Consider the following 25,782-nt stretch of genomic DNA (forward strand, 5'->3'; position numbering starts at 1 on the left):
GACTTATCCTCGAATGGCCCAGAAGGCCAGGTTCAAGCCCGGGAATTCCCCAGCGACGTGGAACGCGAAGCCACCGGAATGAACCAGTTGTTTCCAGTGCTCGCTGCCACGGTCGAGCTCGTAGTAGGTGGAGCCTGCGTGATACGGCAACTGCCGTGGCGCCACCGGCAGCGGCAACAGGCCGATGCCCGGCAGCTGCAGGTTGACCAGATCACGGATGTGCTCCACCGAGCCGACCTTGCTCTGCTGGGCAAAACGCCCGCGCAGGGTTTCCCCGGGCACGTCGGCGCGCACCACCAGGATGAAGCTGGCGCTCTCCAGCAGGGTGCGGTCGGCCAGCATCGCCACGTGCACGCCGTAGGCTTTCTCGACGATGGGGATCGGCGTCGCCTTGCTGTCGATCAGCATCGACAGCGCTTCGCGCAGGGCCTGCATCACCGGAGCGAAGCTCAGGGCCAGCTCGTCGTGCTGGTACTGCGGGTACTCGGCGGGGCGTCGAGTGCTGTTGGAGAAGGTCGAGAATTCGCCGGCCAGGCTCACCAGTTCGCTGTACAGGCGCTCGGGGTGCAGCGGGCTGATCTGGTTCAAGTGGCTGACCAGCGGCTGGGCGCGGTTGACCAGTTGCAGGAGCATGAAGTCGGCAATTTCCGAAGCACCGCCGGCACCCGACGCCACCACGCGCCCGGCCAGGGCCTCGCCACGCTGGTGCAACAGGCCCAGCAGCTCGCTGCGAAAGGCGCTCAGCGGCTTGGATGCGGCCACATCCAGCAGCGGCGGGATGTAGCTGTCATCCAGCACCAGGGCGCGGTCGGCGCGCTTTTCCTTGATCCGCACCACGCCGACGGCGGCATAGTCGCTCAGGCCATCGGCGGCCGTGAGCAGGCGCAAGGCGCGGGAGCCCACGGCCACCGGCGCACGGTTTTCGAAGGGGGCGTTGTCGTCGCGCACCTCGCGCACCTGGCTCAGGTAGCGGGCGCCGCCCAGTTCCTCGCCTTCGTCCACGGTATCCCGGGCGCCGGCGCGCTTGAGCGGCAGCGCCAGGTACACCAGGCCGTCGCGCAGGGTGTCGTCGATGCTCAGCGGGCTGGGCGCCAGATCGTCATGGGGAATGTTGAACGGCGTACCGTCGGGCAGCAGGCCGCGGGCGCTGACGATGGCCAGCTTGCCCTGGGCCAGCAGGCCCTGATCGATCCGCAGTTCGGAAAAGCCCCAGGCCCCCGCCGACAACGGACGGCTGCGGGCGTCGATGAGGTTTTCAAGGTAACGGTCATGCTGCTGGAAGTGCTGGGTTCCAATGAACATGCCTTCCGACCAGACCACGCGATTGTTCCAGGACATGGTTGCTCCGTTTGCCTATTGGGCAGGGCTGGATGGGGACGCCGCGAGCTCGGCGCTGACTGCGCGGACATCGAGGCCGATCTGATAGCTGTTGTTCAGGTGCGCGGCGGTATTGACGCTGACCCGCCACAGGGCCTGATCCACTTCGCGATAGCCCACCAGCAGGCCGACCTGACGGGTGGCCGGGTCCAGGGTGCGCTTGAGGCTGAACTGGTCGCCGGGCTTGACCAGCACTTCGTCCTGGTCGATCAGGTCCGGGCCGAGGGTGGCCGGGGCCCGCTCCGCCAGGGCGAAGTAGTCGGCGCGCATGAAGGTGGCCGGGTTCTTCAGTTCGAAGATCCGCACCCGCACCGGCGTGCCCTGGCCGTCGGGGCCGGGGTTGAGTCCGGCCACGGCCTGGAAATGCAGCTCCACGGTGGTGGCGCCCGGCTCGGCTGGTTTGCTCGGCTCGGCAGGCGCCGGGGCGTCCTTGGCACAGGCCGCCAGTACCAGCATGGCGACCAATGTCAGCAATCGTTGAATCATCCTGCGTCCTCAATGACGTATCAGCTGTCCGTGTATCCGTGGGTTCGGGGGAGGTTCCAGGCGCGCTCAGGAACGGCGCAGGCGCTGGGTGTGCTCTTCGTAGGCGCGACTGAACTCGCGACCGAAGAGGTCCTGGAAATCGTCCTGGGCCTCTTGGGAAATCTGCTTGTAGAGCGCGGTGAACTGCTGCCAGTTCTGCGCCTGGCGCGAGCCGCTGAACAGGTTGCCCAGGCCACCGGGACGGGCCATGCGCGCTTCCAGCTCGGCGGGTTCGAAACGCCCCAGCAAGTGCTTGATGGCCGCTTCCACGCCGGCCATGACCGCCAGCTGGTGGGCCCGCAGGTCATCGAAGCTGTCCTGCACCGCCTGGTCCGGGGCCATGAACGCCTGGTTGCTGTGGCGCAGCAGCAGGAGCATGGCCTCATCGACATTGGGGGCGAACTTCAGCGGGTTGTTTTCCACCGGGCGGATCATCGTCTGCTGCATGCGGAACTCGCCCTTGAGGCTGCTGCGGGCCCGCAACACATCGATCAGGCCCTCGACCATCAACCGGTAGCTGCGGCCCAGGCTTTCCATCTGCGCCTGGGCCTGCTGCGGGTCGATGCGCAGCTGATCCAGCCCGGCGCCACGCAGAAAGGCTTGCAACAGGTCGACCTGCGGCGCAACCGGCGCCGGAGCGGGTGCCGCGACCGGCGCCTGCGGTGCCTGGGCCGTGGGCGGCGGAGCGACCGCAGCAACAGCGAGCGGCGGCGCCGCGACCTCGACCGGCTGCGGCTGCGGCTGCGGCTGCGGCGGTTCTGCACCGAACAGGCCGATGCCGGCAAACGGGTCCGGCGCGACAGGCGCGGTCAGGGGCGCCGCCTCCGGCACGGGCACCGGGGCCGGAATCGGCCGCGCCGGCGTATCACCGACCAGGTCCCAGTCTTCCGGAATCAGCGCCCCGCCCTGGGCTGCCAGGGGCTGTGACGGTGGCACCGGCTGGGGCACGGCGGTGGGCGTCGGCGGGCGAAAATCGTGCTGCTCGGCGGGTACATGATCCGGCTGAGTGGCCGCAGGCGTGGCGCTCGGGGTCAGGAAGTCGAACAGGTCGGGGAAGGTGTCCTGGGCCGATGCGCCCTGAAAATGCGCCACCGGCGCCATGGCGATCGGCTCGATGGGCGTTGGGGCTACCGCTTGTCGGCCCATCAGCGCCTCGAAACTGTTGGAGCTGTCCCCGGAAAAAGCTTCAACCTGGGCGCGGTTGATACTGAAATCGATCCGCGCACTGATCTCGTAATCGCCAATGCGGATAACCTCGCCATCTTCCAGCGGCTCGCTGTTACCCCGGCGCATGCGAATACCGGCACGGACTAACTCCACACCATTGGTACTGTTATCGGTCAAGTAATAACGGCCATCCTTGTATTGAATGACACAATGTCGCGCCGAAACTAAGCGCTCGGGATCGGGAAGTACCCAGTCGTTATCGGAACTGCGGCCAATTGCCATCATCCCCTGATCCATTAGTTTCTCAGGGCATTGACCAGGGGTGATCTTGTGATAACTAGTGATAGTCAAACACAGCGACATTTCGCCTCCTTGCTGTACTTCCGCGTGCGAACCGGTGCCGGGAAAAAAGTTCCGTAAAAAAATGAAAAGTCCGCAAAAAATCCTTTAAACAGCACCGTTCACAGCATGTTCGCTCAACTTGAACCGCACAGATGACAAAAGCTCTGCGCCCCGCCTCAATCTGACTCGCCGGTCAGGGAACTAAGTAAGTCGACATAACAGTGTCACGCGGGGCGAATAGCTTACCTTGACAAGCCACAACTACTACACCAAAAATGCACAACTTCTTGAACACGGATGATGGCTCACTAGTATCAACGAGTCCATGTTTACCAAGAAATGTGCGCGAGTTCACAAACAACTAGTGCATTAATTGCCTGACTGTCCTGCAGGCTGATAGGGAGATCGAACCAGGTGGATGTACCGATGTTGCTCGCCGCCATTTCAGCAACTTCGCCTTGTGGCGAAGATCTGGAATATGACGCGGATTTCCTGCACTTGGAGCGGGCCGCACAAGGTCAGCCCGAGCGCAGCATGGGCGACTCGATCCTCCCGGCCGAGCCGCCGGACTGGCGCAGCATCCAGCAGCAGAGCCTGGACTTGCTGGCCCGCAGCAAAGACCTGCGCATCACCCATTTTCTCGTGCAGAGCACCCTGGCCCTCGAAGGCCTGCCAGGCCTGGCCACCTGCCTCGAACTGATCAACGGCCTGCTCCGCGATTACTGGGCGGACCTGCACCCGCGCCTGGACGCCGATGACGACAACGACCCCACGGTGCGCATCAACGCCCTGGCCGGCCTGGCCTCCGACACCACCATCGGCCTGCTGCGCGAAGCCCAGCTGACCCGTTCCCGGACCTTCGGCCCGGTGACGGTGCGGGCCGCGCTGAACGCCGCCGGCCTGCAGCACTTCTCCGGTGAAAGCCTGGGTTCCGATCACCTGGCCGGCGCCCTGCAAGACAGCGACCCCGAGCACCTGGAGGCCATTCGCAACGCCTTGAGCAACGCTCGCTCGGCCGTCGAAGCCATCGAAAAGCAGGTCAGCGAACAGGTGGGTTCCGCCAGCGGCGTCGACCTCACGGCCCTCAAGCAACCGCTGCGCCTGGCGCTGCAGGTGCTGGGCCAGCATGCCCCGCAAACCGGCGACAGCGCGGCCGATGAACCCGCCGAAGCCGCCGCCAGCGAAGCCGGAAACGCGCCCGTGGCGCCCGCCGCAGCGCGGATTTCCGGCGAGATCAACAGCCGCGACGACGTGCTGCGCAGTCTCGACCGGCTGCTGGCCTACTACAGCCGGCATGAGCCATCGAGCCCGCTGCCGGTGTTGCTCAACCGGGCCAAGAATCTGGTCAACGCCGACTTCGCGGCCATCGTGCGCAATCTGATTCCCGATGGCATGTCCCAATTTGAAAACCTGCGCGGCCCCGAATCCGACTAACCCCGAAGCGGCCGAACAGTATCGTCAGCGGCAACCACCGACCGACGCCAACACCGTCGCAGCAGCGACCAGGAGCACAACGTGGCGAAGCAAAGTTCTCAGAAGTTCATCGCGCGCAACCGCGCGCCCCGGGTGCAGATCGAGTACGACGTCGAACTCTACGGCGCCGAGAAAAAGGTCCAGCTGCCCTTCGTCATGGGCGTGATGGCCGACCTCGCCGGCAAGCCCGCCGAACCCCTGGCGGCCGTGGCCGATCGCAAGTTCCTGGAAATCGACGTCGACAACTTCGACTCGCGCCTCAAGGCCATGCAGCCTCGGGTGGCCTTCCACGTGCCCAACGAGCTGACCGGCGAAGGCAACCTGAGCCTGGACATCACCTTCGAGAGCATGGACGACTTCAGCCCTGCCGCGGTGGCGCGCAAGGTCGATTCGCTGAACCAGCTGCTGGAGGCCCGCACCCAGCTGGCCAACCTGCTGACCTACATGGACGGCAAGACCGGCGCCGAAGAAATCATCATGAAAGCCATCAAGGATCCGGCGTTGCTCCAGGCCCTGGCCAGTGCGCCAAAGCCTGCTGACTCCGAGCCGAACGCGTAACTCAGGACCAACGATCATGACCGAATTGATGCGTGACAATCAGGCCCAACCCGGCGCCACCGAGCAGGCCAGCGAATTCGCTTCGCTGCTGCTGCAGGAATTCAAGCCCAAGACCGAGCGCGCTCGCGAAGCCGTGGAAACCGCCGTGCGGACCCTGGCCGAGCAGGCCCTGGCGCAGACCGACCTGGTGTCCAACGACGCCATCAAGTCGATCGAATCGATCATCGCCGCCATCGACGCCAAGCTCACCGCCCAGGTCAACCAGGTGATCCATCACCCGGAATTCCAGAAACTGGAAAGCGCCTGGCGTGGCCTGCACTACCTGGTCAACAACACCGAGACCGACGAGCAGCTGAAGATCCGCGTGCTCAACATCTCCAAGCCGGAGCTGCACAAGACCCTGAAGAAGTTCAAGGGCACGGCCTGGGACCAGAGCCCGATCTTCAAGAAAATGTACGAAGAGGAATACGGCCAGTTCGGCGGCGAGCCTTACGGCTGCCTGGTGGGCGACTACTACTTCGACCAGTCGCCACCGGACGTGGAACTGCTGGGCGAGCTGTCCAAGGTCTGCGCGGCCATGCACGCCCCGTTCATCGCCGCGGCTTCGCCAACCGTGATGGGCATGGGCTCGTGGCAGGAACTGTCCAACCCGCGGGACCTGACCAAGATCTTCACCACCCCGGAATACGCCGGCTGGCGCTCGCTACGTGAATCGGAAGACTCGCGCTACATCGGCCTGACCATGCCGCGCTTCCTCGCACGCCTGCCGTATGGCGCCAAGACCGACCCGGTGGAAGCCTTCGCCTTCGAAGAGAACACCGACGGCGCCGACAGCTCCAAGTACACCTGGGCCAACGCCGCCTACGCCATGGCGGTGAACATCAACCGCTCGTTCAAGCATTTCGGCTGGTGCTCGCGGATCCGCGGCGTGGAGTCCGGTGGCGAGGTGGAAAACCTCCCGGCCCACACCTTCCCCACCGACGACGGTGGCGTGGACATGAAGTGCCCGACCGAGATCGCCATCTCCGACCGCCGTGAAGCGGAACTGGCGAAGAACGGCTTCATGCCGCTGCTGCACAAGAAGAACACCGACTTCGCCGCCTTCATCGGCGCCCAGTCGCTGCAGAAGCCCGCCGAATACGACGACCCGGACGCCACCGCCAACGCCAACCTGGCCGCGCGCCTGCCGTACCTGTTCGCCACCTGCCGCTTCGCCCATTACCTGAAGTGCATCGTGCGCGACAAGATCGGCTCCTTCAAAGAGAAGGACGAGATGCAGCGCTGGCTGCAGGACTGGATCCTCAACTACGTCGACGGTGACCCGGCGCATTCCACCGAAACCACCAAGGCCCAGCACCCGCTGGCCGCGGCGGAAGTGGTGGTCGAGGAAGTCGAAGGCAACCCGGGCTACTACAACTCCAAGTTCTTCCTGCGCCCGCACTACCAGCTCGAAGGGCTGACCGTGTCGCTGCGCCTGGTATCCAAACTGCCGTCCGCCAAGGGCGCCTGACCCATAACCGAATCAAACCTGTAGCCGCTGTCGCAGCGGCTACGGAAGCTGAATCAACATCGTGGCGAGTGCCACACAGGGAGAAAACATGGCTGTTGATATTTTCATCAAGATCGGTGACATCAAGGGCGAGTCCATGGACAAAGCCCACAAGGACGAGATCGACGTGCTGAACTGGAGCTGGGGCATGTCCCAGTCCGGCAACATGCACGTCGGCGGTGGCGGCGGCGCGGGCAAGGTGAACATCCAGGACCTGTCGCTGACCAAGTACGTCGACAAGGCCTCGCCGAACCTGATGATGCATTGCTCCAGCGGCAAGCACATCGACAAGGTGCGCCTGACCGTGCGCAAGGCCGGCGGCGAAAGCCAGGTCGAGTACATGATCATCGACCTGGAAGAAGTGCTGATCACCTCGCTGAGCACCGGCGGTTCGGGCAGCGATGACCGCCTGACCGAGAACATCACCCTGAACTTCGCCCAGGTGGCGGTCGAGTACCAGCCGCAGAAAGCCGACGGCACCAAGGACGGCGGCCCGATCAAGTACGGCTGGAACATCCGCTCGAACACCAAGCGCTGATCCGCTGCGGTCGCGGCCCCCGGGCCGCGACCGACCCGCCCCGCGTGCCCGGCGTGGCGCGGGGACGGCTGGCGAGGACCAGGTCCTCGTGAGTCTCTGGTTATGCCCCTTTTCGTGACGTCATGCCCGCGCCATCCGATCCTGGAGCGAACCCTTTGGTAACCGACATCGCCGCCCGCGATCGCTTGCAACCCTCTTTGCTGGATCGTCTGACCGACGATGAACCCGGCAACCTGAAAGAAAGCCCGGACAAACGCGTGCTGTCCCTGAGCCAGCTCAAGGCCTCGGTGCTGCGCGACCTGGCATGGCTGCTCAATACCACGTCGCTGCTGGAAGCCGACGCCACCCTGCATACCCCCGCCGGTACTTCGGTGGTCAACTACGGCCTGCCGGCCCTGGCCGGGTACAGCGCATCAAGCATCGATATCCCGGCCCTGGAGGCCCTGATCCACCAGGCCATCGCCACCTTCGAACCACGCATCCTGCGCAACACCCTGCGGGTCCGCGCGCGCACCGCGCCCGGCGAGATGAACCACAACGCCCTGAGCTTCGAGATCGAGGGCGATCTGTGGGCCCAGCCGATGCCCCTGCGCCTGCTGCTGCAAACCGACATGGACCTGGAATCCGGCCATGTACGGGTGGTGCATGCCGATTCCCGGAGACGCGCATGAATCCGCGTCTCTTGGAGCTGTACAACCAGGAACTGCACCACGTGCGCGAAAGCGCCGCGGAGTTCGCCAAGGAATACCCGAAGATCGCCAGCCGCCTGACCCTGTCGGGCATGGACTGCGCCGACCCCTATGTCGAGCGCCTGCTGGAAGGCTTTGCCTACCTGACGGCCCGGGTGCAGCTCAAGCTCGATGCCGAGTACCCGACCTTCACCCACAACCTGCTGGAGATCGCCTACCCGCACTACCTGGCGCCGACCCCGTCGATGACCGTGGTGCAGTTGCAGGCCGATCCCGACGAAGGCTCCCTGAGCAGCGGCTTCACCCTGCCCCGCGATACCAGCCTGCGGGCCGCCCTGGGCCGCGATACCCAGACCTGCTGCGAATACCGCACCGCGCACCCGGTGACCCTGTGGCCGCTGCAGGTCAGCCAGGCCGAATACTTCGGCAACCCGGGGGCGGTGCTCGGGCGCCTGGCCGCCAGCGAACCCAAGGCCAAGGCCGGGCTGCGCCTGACCCTGCGCACCGGCGCCGAGCTGCCGTTCAACAGCCTGGCCCTGGACAGCTTGCCGCTGTACCTCAACGGCAACGACGAACAACCGTTCCGCCTCTACGAACAATTGCTGGGTAACGCCTGCGCGGTGTTCGCCCGCGCCCCGGGCGGCGACTGGGTCGAGCGCCTGCCCCAGGATGCCCTGCGCTCCCGGGGTTTCGACGATCGCGACGCGGCGCTGCCAGTGGTGCCCCAGGCGTTCCAGGGCTACCGCCTGTTGCAGGAGTACTTCGCCCTGCCCAACCGCTTCCTGTTCGTCGAGTTCGCCCAGCTGGGCCGTGCGGTGCAACGTTGCGCCGGCCAGGAACTGGAGCTGATCGTGCTCTTCGAGCGCTTCGAGCAGAACCTGGAAGGCAGCGTCGGCGCCGCCCAATTCGTGCCCTTCTGCACCCCGGCGATCAACCTGTTTCCCAAGCGCCTGGACCGCATCCACCTGTCCGATCGGGTCAACGAGCACCACGTGATCGCCGACCGCACCCGGCCGATGGATTTCGAAGTACACTCGCTGAGCGCCATCAGCGGCCACGGCACCGGGCCGGAGCAGCCGTTCCTGCCGTTCTACGCGGTGCGCGACCCGTCCCGCTACGGCCGCGACCAGGCCTACTACATCGTCCGCCGCGAGCCGCGAGTGCTGTCCAGCGACCAGCGCCGCAACGGTCCGCGCTCGACCTACATCGGCAGTGAATCCTTCATCAGCCTGGTGGACAGTCGGCAGGCGCCCTATCGCCACGACCTGCGCCAGCTCGGGGTCAGTGCGCTGTGCACCAACCGCGACCTGCCGCTGTTCATGAACGTGGGCAGTGGCAAGACCGATTTCACCCTGGCCGACAGCGCCCCGGTGCAGGCCATCCGCTGCCTGGCGGGGCCGAGCCGGCCGCGCCCCAGCCATGCCCACGACGGCAAGGCCTGGCGCCTGATCAGCCAGTTGTCGCTGAACTACCTGTCGCTCGCCGAACAGGGCCAGGGCGCGGCCGCCCTGCGCGAGCTGCTGCGCTTGTATGGCGACAACAACGACGCGGCCCTGCAATTGCAGATCGAAGGCCTGCGGGAAGTCAGCAGCAAAGCGGTGACCCGGCGCCTGCCAATGCCCGGGCCGATCGTCTTTGGCCGGGGCCTGGAGATCACCCTGGAATTCGATGAAAACGCGTTTCGCGGCACCGGGGTGTTCCTGCTCGGCGCGGTCTTCGAGCGCTTCCTGGCACGTTACGTGTCGATCAACAGTTTTACCGAGACGGTGATCCGTACCACCGAACGCGGCGAGATCATGCGATGGAAAGCCCAGCCCGGACGGCGTCCGACTCTTTGAATACGCTGGCGGCGATGCACGCCGAGCCCTGGGAGTACGACTTCTTCCAGGCCCTGCGGCGTATCGAATGCCTGTCGCCACAACTGCCGCGCTTCGGTCACTCGTTGCGCCTGGCGGACGATCCTTTGCGCCTGGGCCAACAAGCCGACTGCACCTTTGCCCCGGCCACCCTGGCCTCGGTGACCCCCGGCAGCGACGGCGCGGCCACGCGCCTGGAGCAGTTCTTCTTCGGCCTCGGCGGACCCAACGGCCCCTTGCCGCTGCACATCACCGAGTACGTGCGCGAGCGCCAGCGCAACAACGCCGACAGCACCAGCAAGCGCTTTCTCGATGTGTTCCACCACCGCCTGCTGAGCCTGTTCTACCGGGCTTGGGCCGAAGCCCGGCCGACGGTGAGCCACGACCGCCCGGACGACGACTACTGGTCCGCGCGCCTCGCCGCCCTGAGCGGCCGGGGCATGCCCAGCCTGCTCAAGCAGGGGCTGATTCCCGACACCGCCAAGCTGCACTACAGCGGCCACCTGGCGGCCCAGACCCGCTACCCCGACGGCCTGCGGGCGATCATCGGCGAGTATTTCGGCCTGCCGGTAGCGATCGAGGAATACGTCGGCCAGTGGCTGGAGCTGCCCGAGCGCAGCCGGCTCGGGGTCCGGTCCCACCAGCTGGGGGTGGACTTCTGCCTGGGCAGCCACGTCTGGGACCGCCAGCACAAATTCCGCATCCGCCTGGGGCCGCTGAAACTCGACGAGTACCTGGGGATGCTGCCCGACGGCCAGCAGTTCAAGGAACTGGTGGCCTGGGTCGGCGAATACCTGGGGCATGAACTGGACTGGGACCTGAACCTGGTCCTGCAGAAGGACGAAGTGCCCAAGCTGCAACTCAACGGCCGCCAGCGCCTGGGTTTCAATACCTGGCTCGGTCAACCCGGCAGTGATGCCAAGGACCTCATTCTGGCCCGGCACTACGCCGATCAGGCCACTACCTCACAAACACCAAGGAGCACAGAGCATGGGTGAAATCAGTCGCGCGGCGCTGTTCGGCAAACTCAACAGCGTTGCCTACAAAGCCATCGAGGCCGCCACGGTCTTCTGCAAACTGCGGGGCAACCCCTATGTGGAACTGGCCCACTGGCTGCACCAGTTGCTGCAACTGACGGATTCGGACCTGCACCGCATCATCCGCCAGTTCAACCTGGAGCCGGCGCGCCTGGCCAAGGACCTGACCGAAGCCCTGGACCGCCTGCCCCGGGGCTCGACCTCGATCACCGACCTGTCGTCCCACGTCGAGGAAGCGGTGGAGCGCGGCTGGGTCTATGGCAGCCTGATGTTCGGCGAAAGCCAGGTGCGCACCGGCTACCTGGTGATCGGCATTCTCAAGACTCCGAGCCTGCGCCATGCGCTTTTGGGGCTGTCCCGGGAGTTCGACAAGATCAAGGTCGAAACCCTGTGCGAACGCTTTGACGAATACATCGGCGACTCGCCGGAAAACGCCCTGAGCGCCAGCGACGGCTTCAATGCCGGCGCGGTGCCCGGCGAAGCCAGCGGCGCCATGGCCCCCAGCGCCCTGGGCAAGCAGGAAGCCCTGAAGCGCTTCACCGTCGACCTCACCGAGCAGGCCCGCAGCGGCAAGCTCGACCCCATCGTCGGCCGTGACGAAGAGATCCGCCAACTGGTGGACATCCTCATGCGCCGCCGGCAGAACAACCCGATCCTCACCGGCGAGGCCGGGGTCGGCAAGACCGCGGTGGTGGAAGGTTTCGCCCTGCGCATCGTCGCCGGTGACGTACCGCCGGCGCTCAAGGACGTGGAACTGCGCAGCCTCGACGTCGGCCTGCTGCAGGCCGGCGCCAGCATGAAGGGCGAGTTCGAACAGCGCCTGCGCCAGGTCATCGAGGACGTCCAGGCCTCGCCCAAGCCGATCATCCTGTTCATCGACGAAGCCCACACCCTGGTGGGTGCCGGTGGCGCCGCCGGCACCGGCGACGCGGCCAACCTGCTGAAACCGGCCCTGGCCCGCGGCACCCTGCGCACCGTGGCAGCCACCACTTGGGCCGAGTACAAGAAGCACATCGAGAAAGACCCGGCCCTGACCCGGCGCTTCCAGGTGGTGCAAGTGGCCGAGCCGTCGGAAGACAAGGCGCTGCTGATGATGCGCGGCGTGGCCTCGACCATGGAACAGCACCATCAGGTGCAGATCCTCGACGAAGCCCTGGAAGCCTCGGTCAAGCTGTCGCACCGCTACATTCCGGCGCGCCAGTTGCCGGACAAATCCGTGAGCCTGCTGGACACCGCCTGCGCCCGGGTCGCCATCAGCCTGCACGCGGTGCCGGCCGAAGTGGATGACAGCCGCCGGCGCATCGAGGCCCTGGAAACCGAGCTGCAGATCATCGCCCGGGAACAGGCGATCGGCGTGGCCATCGGCCAGCGCCAGGTCAACAGCGAGAACCTCCTGGCCGCCGAGCGCGAGCGCCTGGCCGAGCTGGAAAGCCGCTGGGCGCAAGAGAAGACCCTGGTCGACGAACTGCTGGCGACCCGCGCCCAACTGCGCGAGAGCGTCGGCCTGGTGGACAGCGACGTCGGCGATGACAGCCACGGCCTGCGCGAGAAGCTGGTGGACCTGCAGCAGCGCCTGAGTGCCTTGCAAGGCGAGAGCCCGTTGATCCTGCCAACCGTGGACTACCAGGCGGTGGCCTCGGTGGTCGCCGACTGGACCGGGATTCCGGTGGGGCGCATGGCCCGCAACGAACTGGAAACCGTGCTCAACCTCGACCAGCACCTGAAAAAACGCATCATCGGCCAGGACCACGCCCTGCAGATGATCGCCAAGCGCATCCAGACCTCCCGCGCCGGCCTCGACAACCCGAACAAGCCGATTGGCGTGTTCATGCTGGCGGGCACCTCCGGGGTGGGCAAGACCGAAACCGCCCTGGCCCTGGCCGAAGCCCTGTACGGCGGCGAGCAGAACGTCATCACCATCAACATGAGCGAGTTCCAGGAAGCCCACACCGTGTCCACCCTCAAGGGCGCCCCGCCGGGCTACGTCGGCTACGGCGAAGGCGGCGTGCTCACCGAAGCGGTACGGCGCAAGCCCTACAGCGTGGTGCTGCTGGACGAAGTGGAAAAAGCCCACCCGGACGTGCACGAGATGTTCTTCCAGGTGTTCGACAAGGGCGTCATGGAAGACGGCGAAGGCCGCATGATCGACTTCAAGAACACCCTGATCCTGCTCACCACCAACGCCGGCACCGAGCTGATCGCCAACGTCTGTGGCAACCCCGCGGACCTGCCCGAGCCCGAGGAAATCGCCAAGGCCCTGCGCCAGCCATTGCTGGAGATCTTCCCGCCGGCGCTGCTGGGGCGCCTGGTGACCATCCCCTACTACCCGCTCAGCGACGACATGCTCAAGGCGATCACCCGCCTGCAACTGGGACGGATCAAGAAGCGCGTGGAGAGCACCCACAAAGTGCCGTTCGACTTCGACGACGGGGTCGTCGACCTGATCGTCTCGCGCTGCACCGAAACCGAAAGCGGCGGCCGGATGATCGACGCCATCCTCACCAACAGCCTGCTGCCGGACATGAGCCGCGAGTTCCTGACCCGCATGCTCGAAGGCCAGGCCCTGGCCGGGGTGCGCATCAGCCAGCGGGACAACGAACTGCACTACGACTTCAGCGAGCCAGCCTGATCCCACAGCCCCTGCTTCCGTAGGAGCTGGCTTGCCAGCGAAACGCGCCACGGTGATGGACCCGGCGCCTTCGCGAGCAAGCTCGCTCCTACGGGATTTGTGGCGCCAGGCACACCACGCATTCAACGAGAGCGACGATGTTATTTCAGCAATCCACACGACTGGCACAGGTCAACTGCCCCCTGGGACCGGACGTCCTGCTGCTCAAGAGCATGGGCGGCGGCGAAGAACTGGGGCGCCTGTTCGACTACCAGCTGCAACTGACCTCCAGCGACGCCAACATCGACCTCAACCAGCTGCTGGGCAAGCCCATGGGCCTCAGCGTGCAGCTGGACGGCGGTGGCCAGCGGCACTTCCACGGCATCGTCGCGCGCTGCAGCCAGAACATCGACACGGGCCAGTTCGCCAGCTACCAGGTGACCCTGCGGCCCTGGCTGTGGCTGCTCAGCCGCACCTCCGATTGCCGGATTTTCCAGCACCTGAGCATCCCGCAGATCATCAAGCAGGTGTTCCGCGACCTGGGCTTTTCCGATTTCGAAGACGCCCTGAGCCGCCCCTACCGGGAGTGGGAGTACTGCGTGCAGTACCGCGAAACCAGCTTCGATTTCGTCAGCCGGCTGATGGAGCAGGAAGGCATCTACTACTTCTTCCGTCACGAGAAGGACCGCCATGTGCTGGTGCTGGCCGACGCCTACGGCGCCCACAGCAGCGTGCCCGGCTATGCCACGGTGCCCTACTACCCGCGGGACGAGCAGCAGCGCGAGCGCGACCACCTGTTCGACTGGCACCTGGCCCAGGAGGTGCAGCCCGGCTCGCTGGAACTCAACGACTACGATTTCCAGCGCCCCAGCGCGCGCATCGACGTGCGCTCGGCCATGCCCCGGCCCCACGCCGCCGGCGACTATCCGCTGTATGACTATCCGGGCACCTACGTGCAAAGCAGCGATGGCGAGCATTACGCGCAGACCCGCATCGAAGCCCTGCAAAGCCTGCACGAGCGCATCGAGCTCAGCGGCAACGCCCGGGGCCTGGGCGTGGGTAACCTGTTCACCCTCAGCGGTTTCAGCCGCCAGGACCAGAACCGCGAATACCTGATCGTCGGCATCCGCTACTACCTGGTCCAGGAGAGCCTGGAAACCGGCGGTGGCGGCGGCTCGGCGCAGTTCGAAAGCCACCTGACCTGCATCGATGCCCAGCAGAGCTTCCGCCCCCTGGCCAGCACCCACAAGCCCATGGTCCAGGGCCCGCAGACCGCACGGGTGGTGGGCCCGGCCGGGGAAGAGATCTGGACCGACCAGTACGGCCGGGTCAAGGTGCATTTCCACTGGGACCGCCACGACCAGTCCAACGAAAACAGCTCGTGCTGGATTCGCGTGTCCCAGGCCTGGGCCGGGAAGAACTGGGGCTCGATGCAGATCCCGCGGATCGGCCAGGAAGTGATCGTCAGCTTCCTCGAAGGCGACCCCGACCGCCCGATCATCACCGGCCGGGTGTACAACGCCGAGCAGACCGTGCCCTACGACCTGCCGGCCAATGCCACCCAGAGCGGCATGAAGAGCCGGTCGAGCAAGGGCGGCAGCCCGGCCAACTTCAACGAAATCCGCATGGAAGACAAAAAGGGCGCCGAGCAGCTGTACATCCACGCCGAGCGCAACCAGGACATCGTGGTCGAGGTCAATGAAAGCCATTCAGTGGGCAACAACCGCAACAAGAGCATCGGCCACGACGAGTACGTGACCATCGGCAACAAGCGCACGCGCATCGTCCAGCACGTGGATGAGCTGACGGTGGGCGAGAAGAAGCTCGACAGCATCGGCCAGAGCTACGTGATCGAGGTCGGTGAACGCCTGCGCCTGGTGTGCGGAGCCAGCATCCTGGAACTCAATGCCAGCGGCCAGATCAACCTGTGCGGGGTCAACATCAGCGTGCATGCCTCGGCCGATGCCGAGATCAATACCGGTGGCGTGCTGCACCTGAACAACGGCGGCGGCCCGGGCACCACCACCGAGGGCCAGGGCGTGCAGGGAGCCATCAGCGCCAAGGCCAAAGCGCCCTTTTCCGCCCCCAAAGGCTAATGAACGGATGCCCATGCCATGACCTATCGCCTCAATGAATTGCAGTTCCAACTGCCTGCCAGCGAACTGCAGGACGCCTCGATCAACATCCTCAAGTTCCCGGCCCTGGGCACTTCGCTGATCGTCAGCCGCAGCCTGCTGGGCGACGGCGAAACCCTGGAGAGCAGCCTGGCCAGCCAACTGCAGCGGCTGGAACAGCAAGTGCAGGAACTGCGGGTCAAGGGTCCGCAGCCGGTGCTGCTGGGCCCGTCCCAGGACATTCCGGGCCTGGAGCTGCGCAGCCAGTTCAGCAAGGGCAGCGAGCAGGTGTTCCAGTTCCAGCTGGCCCTGGTGCTGCCCGGCACCCGGCAGATGCTCGCCATGAGCTACGTCAAGGCACAGAAGCTCGGCGACGCCGAAGCCGCGCACTGGGCGCAGATCAAGCACAGCCTGGTGCTGGGCTGAGGCCGGGGCATGTCTGACGCGCTGTGGGCCGCCCGCCTGGGCGACGGGCTGGAACACACCTCGATGATGGCCGACATCCTCGGCGGCGTGCTGGAGGTGGCGGCCAACGTCGCCATCGGCGCCCTGGCGACCATGGCGGTGGCCGCGGCGGCGGGTATCACCGTGGCCACCGGCGGCCTCGGTGCCTGCGTGCTGGGGCTGGTGGTGGGCGTGGTGGTCGGCGTGGTCATGAGCAAGACCGGCGCCGACAAGGGCCTGAGCAATTTATGCGAGGGCATCGGCAATGCCCTGTTCCCGCCCTCGATCCAGGCCACCATCGCCAGCGGCTCGAAAAAGGTCCTGACCAACAACAAACCGGCGGCCCGCGCGGCCGGTATCGCCCCGCCGTCGCAGATCAGCGGCGACGGCGCCGAGGAAGGCGAAGCCACCGATACCCCTTCGGCGACCCCGGAGGAAGGCCCGGGCTTTCTCGACATGGCCAAGGAATTCTTCTCGCAGATGTGGCGGCCCACCGTGGCCTCCCCGGCGCCCGGCTCCCAGCCCAAGGAACTGGACCAGGTGACCTGCACCAAGCACCCGCCGATGCCCGTGCAGTACCTGGCCGAGGGCTCGGAAAAGGTCAGCATCGAAGGCCAGCCGGCGGTGCGCAGCGGCGACCGCAGCACCTGCGATGCCAAGGTGGTGTCCGCCGGGCCGATCTCCCCCAACGTGACCATCGGCGGCGGCTCGGTGGTGGTGCGCGAGATCCGCAGCGGCAAGACCCCGGGGGTAGGCCTGGCGGTGAGCGCGCTGATGATGCTCAAGGGCGGCAAGGGCAAGTTCCTCAGCAACCTGCCGTGCATGCTGATGGCCGGGGTCAATTCGTTTGTCGTCAGCCAGGCCACCAATGCGCTGACCCAGGCCGTCGTCGCCTCGACCCATCCGGTGCATGCAGCAACCGGGGCCAAGGTGCTCGGGGCCGACGACGATCTGGATTTCACCCTGCCAGGGCTGATGCCCATCGAATGGCAACGCTTCTACAACAGCCGCGATGAACGCCGTGACGGCCTGCTCGGAGCCGGCTGGAGCCTACCTTACGAGGTCAGTGTCCAGATCGAGCCCCACCCCGAGGGTGGCGAACGCCTGCTCTACATTGATGAACAGGGACGCCGCATCGACATGGGGGCCATTGCCCTGGGCGGCGGAGCCTTCAGCCCCGGTGAAGGCTTGAGCGTGCGACGCAACGACAACGGGCAGTTGCTGATCGAAAGCAGCGACGGCCTCTACCGTCTGTTCGAGCCGCTACCAGACGATCCTTCGCGGCTGCGCCTGGGCCAGCTGGGTGACCGCAACGACAATCGTCTGCACCTGGAATACGACTCGTCCGGGCGGCTCTGGCTGCTGCGCGACACCTTTGAACAGGCGCAGCTCGAACTGGGCTACAGCACGCACTGGCCCGATCGGATTGCCCAGGTCGAACGGCTGTACCCCGATCAGCAACGGGAAGTGCTGGTCAGCTATGACTACGATGCCGCAGGGAACCTGGCACAGGTCCGCGATAGCGAAGGGCAGGTCCAGCGGCGCTTCGCCTATGACACCGGCCAGCGGATGACCGAGCACCAGTTGGCCACCGGGCTGCGCTGCTTCTACCAGTGGACCCTGTTCGCCGACCAGCAGTGGCGCGTGACCCGTCACTGGACCGACGAAGGCGATAGCTATCAGTACAACTATGATCTGGAAGCCGGCATCACCCAGGTCACCGACAGCCTGCAGCGCCTCAGCCGCCGGCGCTGGAACAGCCAGTTGCAGATCGTCGAGTACACCGACAACCTCAACCAGACATGGGCCTTCGAGTGGAACGACGAACGCCAACTGCTCAGCGCCACTGACCCCTTGGGAGGGCGCTATGCCTATAGCTACGACGAAACCGGCAACCTGATCGCCGAGACCGATCCTCTGGGGCACAGCCATTCGACCTTGTGGCTGGAACACTGGTCGCTGCCACAGACCCTGACCGATCCCGCCGGCAACAGCTGGCACTTGCGCTACGACCCCAGAGGCAATTGCATCGCCGAAACAGACCCGCTAGGCCAGGTGACTCAGTACCGCCATGACGCACATGGGCAGGTGGTGGAGATCATCGATGCCGCGGGAAGAAGCCGGAAGATGCGCTGGAACTCGTCCGGGCAATTGCTTGAACACCTGGATTGCTCGGGCTATCCGACTCGCTTCGAATACGATCGACGTGGCAACGTGAAAGCCATCATCGATGCCCTTGGCGAGCACACCCGGTTCCATTACGACTGCCAGGGACGGTTGCTGAGCAGCCAACTGGCCGATGGCCGCGCCGAGCATTTTCAACGCAGCAGCAACGGCCAACTGCAGGGCTACACCGACCCGTCCGGCTACACCACGCTCTACCAGTACAACCGGCGCGGGCAGATACGCCAGCGCACCGACGCCCACGGCCGACAGGTCCGGTTCGACTATGACGCGTTCGGACGGCTGCTGGCGCTCACCAACGAAAACGGCGAAAGCTATCGCTTTGCCTGGGATGCCGGCAACCGTCTGAGCGAACAGCAGGATCTCGACGGCAGTGCCAAGCGCTATGGCTATGACCCACTGAACAACGTCGTCGAACTCCAGGCCCATGCCGCGCCTTATGGCTCCGGACCGAGCACCGTGCCCGCGCAACCAATCGCGCCGATCATCCACAGGTTCGAGCGCGATGCCGTGGGGCGGCTGCTGGCCAAGATCACGGACGACGGACGCAGCCAATACACCTACGATCCCTTGAACCAACTGACCGCCGCCAGCTTTACCGACAACCTCGGCAACCAGCAGGCACTGAGTTTCAGCTACGACGCCCTGGGCCAATTACTCGAAGAACACACAGCGGCCGGCAGCCTGAAACACCGATACGACGAACTGGGCAATCTGACTCAGACCCAGCTACCGGACGCGCGCTGGCTCAATCGGCTCTATTACGGCAGTGGCCATCTGCACCAGATCAATCTCGATGGCCAGGTAATCAGCGATTTTCAACGTGATCGCCTGCACCGTGAAGTGCTGCGCACCCAGGGCCAGATCAGCACCCGCAGCGAATACGACCGTTGTGGCCGCCTGCGCGCACGCCTGCGGCACTCCAGCCTGTTGGCAAACACCTTGCCGACAGCCCCGGAACGGCACCTCGAGTACGACGACAGCGATAACCTGGTAGGCCTGGCCGAGCGGCATGTCAACGGGCAACATCGACAACTGTTCCATTACGACGCGACCGGGCGAATCATCGCCAGCCAGGACGGCCTGCAGGGCCAGAAGGAAACCTTCGCCTACGACGCCGCCGCCAATTTGCTTGACGGCCCGAAAGCAGGCGCCGGGCTGGTGGTGCACAACAAGTTGCTGACCTACCAGGACAAGCGCTACCGCTACGATGCCTTTGGACGAATGGTTGAAAAACGCAGTGGTCGGCGAGGCGTGCAACGGTTTGCCTACGATGCCGAACACCGTTTGATCGAAGTGCGCAATCAGACCGCCAACGGCGAAACCCTGGTCAGGATGCGTTACGACGTCCTGGGTCGACGCATCAGCAAGAGTGAGTACGACAGCCAGGGCAACCTTCTGGGTGAAACCCGATTCATCTGGGATGGCCTGCGGCTGCTGCAGGAACAGCGTAATCAACAGACCAGCCTCTATGTCTATGAAGACCTGGGCCACGCGCCCCTGGCGCGGGTCGATGGCCTCGGCGCACAACAGAAGATCCGCTACTACCACAACGACCTGAATGGCCTGCCTCACCAGCTTTGCGAGCCTGACGGCCACAGCGTCTGGCAGGCCCGTTATCAGGTCTGGGGCAACACCGTCGAAGAAAAACGCGAGCCCTACTACATCGAGGAACAGAATCTCAGGTTCCAGGGCCAGTACCTGGACCGCGAGACCGGGCTGCACTTCAACACGTTCCGTTTCTACGACCCGGATATCGGACGCTTCACTACGCCGGACCCCATCGGCCTGGCCGGAGGCTTGAACCTCTATCACTATGCTCCCAACCCCATCGGCTGGATCGACCCGCTGGGCTGGATCTGCAAATCGGCCTACAGCGGCAGAAGGGGCACCACGAAGGCCAAGGCCGACCTCGAGAGGAACGGTTTCACTGTGGTAGCTGAAGAACTGACCATGAAGGTCAAGCATCCAGTCACCCAGAAGTCCTACCGCATCAGGGCAGATATCATCGCCCAGGACAAAGCCGGTAACTACCACGTGTTCGAAGTCAAGAATGGCAGCGGCAAACTGACCAAGAACCAACAGGGATCGGGAATGTTCGACATGAACAATCCGGCCAACACCCACGGTGGCCTGGGCGGCGGCCTGATCAGACCGTCCGGTGCCACCCAAGGCCAGTTCGAAGTGGCGACCAAAAGCGGCAAAAGCACACCGTTCGGTGGAAATGGCGCACAGCATTCGGCCAACTTCTGGCTTCTTCGCTATTGAACGAGTAATCGAGAAATGAAAGCAGACACCAAGGAATTGCGCAGCAACTTCGAAAAAGCACTCCAGCTTTGCTTGAAGAGTGAGCTCTCGGCTTATCCCGGAGCCAAAGTCACCAGGAACAAAGTGGTGATTGCACATAAGGAATCGGGCGCCGTGGCGACCTTGCATTTCGAGTATCTGGCCAATACCCGCGCCTACGAAATCATCATCTTCGTCGAACACCCGGCCCTGCAGGCCGAGATCGAGCGCATAAGCCCACCCTACCCGTCCAACCTGGCCAATCCGAAATTGGTCTACTGCATGTCGACAGTCAGCGAAAAAGACGGCTGTCCACTGCTGCCAGTGACAGAGCAAGGCATTGAAAACACCTGCCAGGTGATTCTGCGCCGGCTCCAGGATGTTCACCTGCCTATCCTGTACAACCTCTTCAATGTCAGCCCCGCACTGGCGAGCGATGTCATCGAGAGGCCAAAGTATTACGCCTATCCGGTGCCGCTGATCTTTATCGCCTTGAAAACCAACGCAATCAAACCGGACGACGGAACCCTTGCGAAGATTCTGAGCGAGCAGACCCTGGGCTATACCAAGCACCAGGAACTGAAAGAGTCGTTCAACAAGCAACTCCTGACAGAACTGGGCTGAGCGCTTGCTTTAGAGCGGGGCAGATCGCCGCACCACGCTTTCCGGCGCGGCTGACGAACGCCAGCGCGACCTGCAGATCCTTTTCGAAGCCCTCGAAGGTCGCGCGATCGGCGGCGTAATACGCCGCTGGCTCAGGCGCTTCGATGAGCCGACCGTGGGACGCCTGACCACGCCGGAGCCTATTGTGATCAGGAACAGATGATGATCTTGAGCTGGAAACCCCCGATCCGATACAACCCGAAGCTGATCGGTTCCTACGACGTCGAGAGCGGCGCCTATGAAACCCCGGGCTCCAGCTTCGACTACCTGGCCCTGCTCGCCGGGCAGCCGTATCCAAAGACGACGGACACGCCGCCGGTGTTTTTCCAGTGCAAGGCGAAGAAGCTGCTGGAGCACGATTGCCTGTGGCTGCTGGGGGGCATTCCCCTGGTGTCGGCGCGCCTGGCGGACTTTCTCCGCCAGCAGGCGCCGGCCGATGTCGAGCTGATCCAGCCCTTGCGCCTGGTGGCCGACCACCAGGAGGTCAGCCAGCCGTACTACATCGTCAACGCCATCCAGGCCGTCAAGGCCATCGACCACGCGCGTTCCGAAGCACAGCGCGACGATGACGGCACCCTGCTCTACTTCAACAAGACCTGGTTTCTCGAAAGCGCCCCAGGCATGGGCCAGATCGCCCGGGAGCCGGAGTCCGGGGACTTGTTGATCAGCGCAACCCTGGCCGACCGCTTGATCGACACCGGCTTCAAGGGTGACAAGGGACTGGGGCTGTACAGCGCCGAACGGCGTTTCGTGCCTTATCGGAACAATGCCTGAGCGCCTGGGGGCATCCGATCAGATCGCCGAGCCGCGATTCTTGCCCGGCTGGATGATCAGTAACTGATCCAGCTCGCGCCGTCTGGCGCGGGTAACGAACGCCAGCGCGGCGGGCAGGTCCTACTCGAACCGCTCGAAGGTCGCGCGATCGATGGCGTAGTACTCCTCGTAGTCGACCACGCCGAGGCTGACCGGGAAGGAGACGTAGTGCTGGCCGCTGAGAGCTTCGATGCCCATGGAGAACATCTCCTCGCGGTTGACGAACAGATCGATGAATTTCATCTCGGTCCCGTGTAAGGCAGCCACTGGCCAAGGGTGGTCTTTCGAGGCGGACGATCAGACCTCGACCAGGTGATAACGTCCGGGTTCGCGCCAGGAAATCCGGGTGAACGTGCCGCTGAGCAGGTTCATGTCGCGCAGGTATTCAAAAACCTCGGCCGGGCACCATTCCTTGCCATCGGCAAAGGCCACGCCGAGCGTGCGCAAGGCATCGAAGAGCTGCGCCTTGCGCACGTCGTCCGCTACGTCCAGGGCATACACCCCCGGCTCGATCGTTGCGCCAAAGCCCAGGGCCACCAGGGCCGCGTCCAGCGAGGCGTCCATGACCCGAACACGTACTGCGGATTTCGGAGCACCGTGACCGGCCGTTTCGGTTGATCGTGACCGGTCATTTCGCTAACGCGTGACCGCTCATTTCGGTAGCAACGTGACCGATTTTCCGCCTGTTCCGAAACAGGTGGTCACGGCTTACCGAAATCGCCGGTCACGACTTAGCGAAAGCCTTCCCCTTCGTTGCGCATGACCTGATGCGCCGCCATCCTCGACCGATTTCGGGAGAGGAAGATGGCGGCGCCGCGAGTAGCCATGCGAAACATCAAAGAATGTCTGCGCCTCAAGTTTGAGGCCGGCTTGTCCCACGAGAAGATTGCCCGTGCCTTGCAGCTGTCCAAGGGCGTGGTTAGCAAGTACATCGCGGCGGCGCGGGTGGCCGGGCTGGACTGGCCGGCGCTGGTGGCCATGGACGAGGCCGCGCTGGCGGCCGCCTTGTTTGCACCGACGTCGACGAACAAGCCGCGCGGTGAGCGAGTGCTGCCCGATGTGCTGAGCATCCACCGCGAGTTGCGACGCAAGGGCGTGACCTTGCAGCTGCTGTGGGAGGAATATCTCGCCGCGCATGCGGGCCAGCCGACCTACCGCTACACCCAGTTCGTCGAGCACTACCGGCGCTACGCCCAGACGCTCAAACGTTCGATGCGTCAGCTGCACCGTGCGGGCGAGAAGCTATTCATCGACTATGCCGGGCCGACGCTGCCGGTGGTCGACCCGGCCACCGGCGAAGTGCGCCGGGCGCACATCTTCGTCGCCGCCCTGGGCGCCTCGAATTACACCTATGCCTGCGCGACGCCAGGCGAAACCCAGGTGGACTGGCTGACCTCGCTGGGCCAGGCTCTGACCTACTTTGGCGGCGTGCCGGAAATGGTTGTGCCGGACAATCCGCGCGCCCTGGTCGCCCAGCCGGATCGCTACGAGCCGGGCCTGAACCGGGCCACGCTGGAGTGCGCGCGTCATTACCAGACGGTGATCCTGCCGGCACGGCCACGCAAGCCTCAGGACAAGGCCAAGGCCGAGGTGGCGGTGCAGGTGGTCGAGCGCTGGATCATGGCGCGGCTGCGCCATCGGCAGTTCTTCAGCCTGCATGCGCTTAACCAGGCCATCGCCGAGCTGCTGGAGGATCTGAATCGGCGCCCGTTCAAGCGGCTCGATGGCTGCCGGCGCGACTGGTTCGAGCGCCTGGATCGCCCGGCCTTGCGAGCGCTGCCGGTGCATCCCTACGAGGTCGCCACCTTCAAGCGCTGCAAGGTCAGCATCGACTACCACATCGAGGTCAATGGCAGCTTCTACAGCGTGCCCTCCGCCCTGGCCCGGCAGAACGTGGACGTGCGACTGACGGCACACACCCTGGAAGTGCTGCATGGCAACCGGCGGGTGGCCAGCCACCTGCTGCTGGGGCGACGCGGCGCTTACAGTACCCAGCGCGAGCACATGCCCGCGGCGCACCAGGCGCATCGCGAATGGACGCCACAACGCCTGCTCGACTGGGGCGCGCGGATCGGCCCCTACACGCGCCAACTGATCGATCACCAACTGACCCACAAGCCGCACCCGGAGATGGGCTACCGCGCCTGCCTCGGCCTGCTCTCGCTGGCCCGGCGCTATGGCAATGCACGCCTGGAAGCCGCTGCCGAACGTGCCGTACACCTGCGCGCCTTCACCGGGCGCAGCGTGCGCAACCTGCTCCAGCAAGGCCTGGATCAACAGCCGCTGCCCCAGCGTGCCGCCGAAACGACCTTACCCGGCGACCACGAGAACGTCCGTGGCGCCGACTACTACCAACCCCCGCAACAGGAGCTGTTCGATGATGCCGCAACACACCCTGAATCAACTGCACCAGCTACGCCTGGACGGCATGGCCCGCGCCCTGGAAGAGCAATGGACGCTGCCGGCCAGCCACAGCCTGAGCTTCGATGAACGCCTCGGCCTACTGCTCGACCGCGAACTGGCCTGGCGTGACAACCAGCGCCTGGTACGGCTGCGCAAGAAGGCCAAGCTCAAGTACGCCAACGCCTGCCTGGAAGATCTCGACCGCCGCACCGGACGCGCCCTGGACGAGCGTCTGATCGCCACCCTGGCCAGTGGCGACTGGATCCGCCAGCAGCACAACCTGCTGCTGACCGGCCCGACCGGTGCCGGCAAAACCTGGCTGGCCTGCGCCCTGGGCAACCAGGCCTGCCGCCAGGGCTATAGCACCCTGTACCTGCGCACCCCGCGCCTGCTGGAACAACTGCGCATCGCTCATGGCGACGGCAGCTTCGGCCGTACCCTGCAACAGCTGGCAAAGGTCGACGTCCTGGTGCTGGACGACTGGGCGCTAGCCCCGCTGGAGGAAGGAGCCCGGCATGACCTGCTGGAGGTGATCGACGACCGCGCTGGCAGCCGCTCCACCATCCTGACGAGCCAACTGCCCATCGAGCACTGGCACGGCTGGATCAACGACCCGACCCTGGCCGATGCCATCCTCGACCGCCTGGTGCACAACGCCTACCGACTGACGATGAAAGGCGAGTCGCTGCGCCGAAAAAAAGCCGAGGAACAAGCCGCATCGTGACCGATGCGATTACAATCCAGAACCCGCGCAACCGGGGTGGAAGCACCGGTCACGTATTAGCGAAACGCTCGGTCACGTTCACCGAAATCCGCACACGTACTGTGTCGGCATCCGCCTTTTCCACATAGACGTGCAATTCTTGCTCAGTCACTTACAAACACCTCAGTTAAGGTTTTGACCTCACTCAGATACTGGCGCCGGGCCTGGCGCGGGTAACGAACGCCAGCGCGGCGGGCAGGTCCTGCTCGAACCGCTCGAAGGTCGCGCGATCAATGGCGTAGTACTCCTCATAGTCGACCACGCCGAGGCTGACCGGGAAGGAGACGTAGTGCTGGCCGCTGAGTGCTTCGATGCCCATGGAGAACATCTCCTCGCGGTTGACGAACAGATCGATGAATTTCATCTGGGACCCGTGTCTCAGCGAAGGAATCA

20 protein-coding genes and 1 pseudogene are annotated in these 25,782 nt (G+C 64.7%); 15 read left to right on the top strand and 6 right to left on the bottom strand.

Features of this window, described 5'->3' with window-relative positions; all coding sequences use genetic code 11:
* Positions 1-3 precede the first annotated feature (3 nt).
* The 3 genes from tssK to tagH all read right to left on the bottom strand — a co-directional run bounded on the left by tssK (position 4) and on the right by tagH (position 3,432).
* Complete coding sequence (tssK, locus tag BLV47_RS22505; protein WP_092317672.1) at positions 4-1,338, bottom strand: type VI secretion system baseplate subunit TssK; 1,335 nt, start codon at positions 1,336-1,338, stop codon at positions 4-6.
* Positions 1,339-1,353: 15 nt separating this feature from the next.
* Complete coding sequence (tssJ, locus tag BLV47_RS22510) at positions 1,354-1,863, bottom strand: type VI secretion system lipoprotein TssJ (protein ID WP_092317675.1); 510 nt, start codon at positions 1,861-1,863, stop codon at positions 1,354-1,356.
* 66 nt (positions 1,864-1,929) lie between these two features.
* Positions 1,930-3,432 (bottom strand): type VI secretion system-associated FHA domain protein TagH, encoded by a 1,503-nt coding sequence (gene tagH / locus BLV47_RS22515; protein ID WP_092317678.1) that lies wholly within the window; start codon positions 3,430-3,432, stop codon positions 1,930-1,932.
* 393 nt (positions 3,433-3,825) lie between these two features.
* Between tagH and tssA the strand changes: the two genes are divergently transcribed.
* The 13 genes from tssA to BLV47_RS22580 all read left to right on the top strand — a co-directional run bounded on the left by tssA (position 3,826) and on the right by BLV47_RS22580 (position 22,184).
* Entirely contained in the window at positions 3,826-4,845 is a 1,020-nt protein-coding gene (gene tssA, locus BLV47_RS22520) for a type VI secretion system protein TssA (RefSeq protein WP_092317681.1), read from the top strand.
* 81 nt (positions 4,846-4,926) lie between these two features.
* Positions 4,927-5,442 (top strand): type VI secretion system contractile sheath small subunit, encoded by a 516-nt coding sequence (gene tssB / locus BLV47_RS22525; RefSeq protein ID WP_047289994.1) that lies wholly within the window; start codon positions 4,927-4,929, stop codon positions 5,440-5,442.
* A gap of 16 nt (positions 5,443-5,458) precedes the next feature.
* Positions 5,459-6,952, top strand: a complete 1,494-nt coding sequence (tssC, locus tag BLV47_RS22530) for a type VI secretion system contractile sheath large subunit (RefSeq protein WP_016963864.1) — start codon at positions 5,459-5,461, stop codon at positions 6,950-6,952.
* A gap of 88 nt (positions 6,953-7,040) precedes the next feature.
* Entirely contained in the window at positions 7,041-7,529 is a 489-nt protein-coding gene (locus BLV47_RS22535) for an Hcp family type VI secretion system effector (RefSeq protein WP_022641870.1), read from the top strand.
* A 155-nt stretch (positions 7,530-7,684) separates the two neighbouring features.
* A complete protein-coding gene (tssE, locus tag BLV47_RS22540; protein ID WP_092317684.1) occupies positions 7,685-8,200 on the top strand; it encodes a type VI secretion system baseplate subunit TssE in 516 nt (171 codons plus the stop codon).
* A complete protein-coding gene (gene tssF / locus BLV47_RS22545; protein ID WP_092317687.1) occupies positions 8,197-10,056 on the top strand; it encodes a type VI secretion system baseplate subunit TssF in 1,860 nt (619 codons plus the stop codon). Before tssE ends, tssF begins: the two co-directional genes overlap by 4 nt.
* Positions 10,020-11,072 (top strand): type VI secretion system baseplate subunit TssG, encoded by a 1,053-nt coding sequence (gene tssG / locus BLV47_RS22550; protein WP_092317690.1) that lies wholly within the window; start codon positions 10,020-10,022, stop codon positions 11,070-11,072. The genes tssF and tssG overlap by 37 nt, the downstream gene beginning before the upstream one ends.
* Positions 11,065-13,740, top strand: a complete 2,676-nt coding sequence (tssH, locus tag BLV47_RS22555) for a type VI secretion system ATPase TssH (RefSeq protein ID WP_092317693.1) — start codon at positions 11,065-11,067, stop codon at positions 13,738-13,740. Before tssG ends, tssH begins: the two co-directional genes overlap by 8 nt.
* Before the next feature lie 137 nt (positions 13,741-13,877).
* A complete protein-coding gene (locus BLV47_RS22560; RefSeq protein ID WP_092317696.1) occupies positions 13,878-15,815 on the top strand; it encodes a type VI secretion system Vgr family protein in 1,938 nt (645 codons plus the stop codon).
* Between the two features lie 18 nt (positions 15,816-15,833).
* Entirely contained in the window at positions 15,834-16,259 is a 426-nt protein-coding gene (locus BLV47_RS22565; protein ID WP_092317699.1) for a DcrB-related protein, read from the top strand.
* Positions 16,260-16,268: 9 nt separating this feature from the next.
* Positions 16,269-20,729 (top strand): RHS repeat-associated core domain-containing protein, encoded by a 4,461-nt coding sequence (locus BLV47_RS22570; RefSeq protein ID WP_092317702.1) that lies wholly within the window; start codon positions 16,269-16,271, stop codon positions 20,727-20,729.
* 15 nt (positions 20,730-20,744) lie between these two features.
* Positions 20,745-21,371, top strand: coding sequence for a hypothetical protein (locus BLV47_RS22575; protein WP_092317705.1), 627 nt, complete (start codon positions 20,745-20,747; stop codon positions 21,369-21,371).
* Between the two features lie 201 nt (positions 21,372-21,572).
* Entirely contained in the window at positions 21,573-22,184 is a 612-nt protein-coding gene (locus BLV47_RS22580) for an imm11 family protein (RefSeq protein WP_092317708.1), read from the top strand.
* Positions 22,185-22,202: 18 nt separating this feature from the next.
* Here BLV47_RS22580 and BLV47_RS22585 read toward each other — a convergent pair.
* Together BLV47_RS22585 and BLV47_RS22590 are read right to left on the bottom strand one after the other, a co-directional pair.
* A pseudogene (locus BLV47_RS22585) lies at positions 22,203-22,466 on the bottom strand (hypothetical protein).
* A 54-nt stretch (positions 22,467-22,520) separates the two neighbouring features.
* Complete coding sequence (locus BLV47_RS22590) at positions 22,521-22,787, bottom strand: hypothetical protein (RefSeq protein ID WP_092317711.1); 267 nt, start codon at positions 22,785-22,787, stop codon at positions 22,521-22,523.
* Positions 22,788-23,027: 240 nt separating this feature from the next.
* Between BLV47_RS22590 and istA the strand changes: the two genes are divergently transcribed.
* Positions 23,028-24,713, top strand: coding sequence for an IS21 family transposase (istA, locus tag BLV47_RS22595; protein ID WP_062838241.1), 1,686 nt, complete (start codon positions 23,028-23,030; stop codon positions 24,711-24,713).
* The gene (istB, locus tag BLV47_RS22600) at positions 24,601-25,350 is read left to right on the top strand and encodes an IS21-like element IS1474 family helper ATPase IstB (protein WP_062838242.1); all 750 of its coding nucleotides are present in this window, start codon (positions 24,601-24,603) and stop codon (positions 25,348-25,350) included. The genes istA and istB overlap by 113 nt, the downstream gene beginning before the upstream one ends.
* Before the next feature lie 184 nt (positions 25,351-25,534).
* Here istB and BLV47_RS22605 read toward each other — a convergent pair whose 3' ends face one another.
* Complete coding sequence (locus tag BLV47_RS22605; RefSeq protein ID WP_092317714.1) at positions 25,535-25,753, bottom strand: hypothetical protein; 219 nt, start codon at positions 25,751-25,753, stop codon at positions 25,535-25,537.
* Positions 25,754-25,782: the final 29 nt, after the last annotated feature.

Origin of the sequence: Pseudomonas saponiphila, assembly GCF_900105185.1 — a bacterium.
Classification (GTDB): domain Bacteria; phylum Pseudomonadota; class Gammaproteobacteria; order Pseudomonadales; family Pseudomonadaceae; genus Aquipseudomonas; species Aquipseudomonas saponiphila.